The sequence below is a fragment of the Mesorhizobium sp. P5_C1 genome, from assembly GCF_054049815.1.
On sequence record NZ_JBFULQ010000800.1, the window covers coordinates 1 to 1,908 of the forward strand.

General features: G+C 59.7%; 2 protein-coding genes. One reads left to right on the forward strand and one right to left on the reverse strand.

The window, feature by feature from the left end:
• A partial coding sequence (locus ACXJ7R_RS31415; protein WP_457155204.1) for a hypothetical protein occupies positions 1 to 1,031 on the reverse strand: 1,031 nt, incomplete at its 3' end.
• A gap of 190 nt (positions 1,032 to 1,221) precedes the next feature.
• Between ACXJ7R_RS31415 and ACXJ7R_RS31420 the strand changes: the two genes are divergently transcribed.
• The coding region (locus ACXJ7R_RS31420; RefSeq protein ID WP_457155205.1) for an oligosaccharide flippase family protein at positions 1,222 to 1,908 on the forward strand (687 nt) is incomplete at its 3' end.

The window sequence follows — 1,908 nt, forward strand, 5'->3', positions numbered from 1 at the left end:
GCATAGCCGTTCTCACGAGAAAACAATTCGCCTGTCAGGCGTGGTATCCACTCGGGCCGCGGTCGATCTTGTCGCCACTGCTCGGCGCCAGAGTTGTCGTCCACGAGCGAGATGCGGTGGCGCCTGGCCAGCAGGAACTGCCGGTCGGCCACTCGACGAACCAGACGGTCCTGACTAGAATTGGGAGCGGGATAGGATTCGCCCGTGTAGCGGCGGGCGATCTCCTCATAGCTCGTCGCTACCATGGTTCGCGAGGTCGTGGTATCGGGAAGGATAAAGTTCAGAACTTCCAACCGGACAGGAATGCGCGCTCGCACGCTACCTTGTTCCGTGATCGTGATCGCCCCGGCATAGTCGCCCGGCGGGGTCGTTCGTGGCACATAGATAACAGCCCAGATACTTTGGTTGGAGCGCGCGGGGATGTCGAAGGCGTTGACCAGTTCCAGTGGGACGGCGATATCGGGGAAAAACTTGTCCGCGCCGGGCCGATCCTTCCACCCTCCATAAGGCGTGCCGGAGATGGACTGGCGTCTCAACCGCTCTGGTATTTGCCGTTCGTCATACGTGCCGTATGAAAGCTGGCTTAGTCCCCTGACCTGCAGGTACTGGATGTAGAAGAGCTCGATCTCTGTGGAGGTCCAATCGAACAGTTTCTGCCTCGTCCGAGCTGGATCGGAGCTGAGCCGGCGACCCGAGCTGTTCGTCAAGTCGCTGAATGCGACGCGGACCCCCTCAGCAGCGTGATCCGCTGCTTCGATCACCAGGTTAACCGACACGATCTCGTTTGCTGCCGCGAAGAGGCGGACCTGCCGTCCGTCCCAAATTGAATTGTAGATCGAGGTCTCCCCTGAATGAGCGCGCAATTCGTTGCGTGTGACCTTGTCGCCTCCGTCATTGGCCCAAATGGCGGTGATAGCTCCCGTGTCGACAAGAGTGGCACCTGATGCCGCAACACAACACCATGCCAGCAGCAGCGTTGCAAAGACGCAACGAAACCCTCGTGGGCCGGGCGGCATGATTTTCCGGCGCATCAAGGTCCTCCCACGCCAAGGTAGAAGCAGCCTCTCCAATCGGCCTCGCCGCGTTGCATCAGCATTTTTTCCCGCCTTGGAACGTCTTCGGGTTCTGATAGCTTAACGTATCGCATCATAGTGGAAGTAGTGAACCAGTACCAACCCTCGGTTTTGTCGGGAGTAGATCCCCTTGGCGCGATCCTTGAGCGTGAGTGTGGTGGCAAGCTGCTTTGGTGCCGTCCTCAATGCGGTGTGTGGTCTTGTGACTGCGGCATTCCTCCTGAGACAGCTTGGGCTGGAGACGTTCGGCCTGTGGGCGCTCGTCGTCTCGACGACATCGCTGCTTTGGTTGCTGGACTTCGGCACGACAGTAGCTGTGGGACGCCTCATCGCCGCTGGCCGGGGGGAAAGCAGCATCGACGGCATCAACCGGATCTTCTCGACAGCTGTCGCGATGCTCGGTGTCTGCGCGATCGGCGTGGCGCTCATCGCTTGGTTCATTCCGCTCGTTTTCCTAGCGGTGTTCACAGTGCCTCCGCAAGACGCGGCGAGTGTCGTTTTGGCGCTGCGCCTGATGGCTCTTGCAAGCGCCGTCCACTTCATTGCGGCGCCGTTTACCTGCCTCCTGTGGGGCTACGAGCGGATGGACCTCATCAATATTATAGAGGTGCCTCTTGTCCTGCTGCGGCTCGCGCTGCTCATGATGTTCGTGGGAATAGGTTCGCCACTGTGGATCGTTGCAGCATGCACGCTTTTTACCGGCTGCCTGAGCGCGGTGACCATGGCTTACGCCAGCTTTCAGGTGGAGCCTTGGCTTGCCCCTTGGCCGCGTATGGCCACAAGGAGAACCGCAGCGACGATTCTCCGACTGGCTATCGACTTTGCGGCGCTGAAT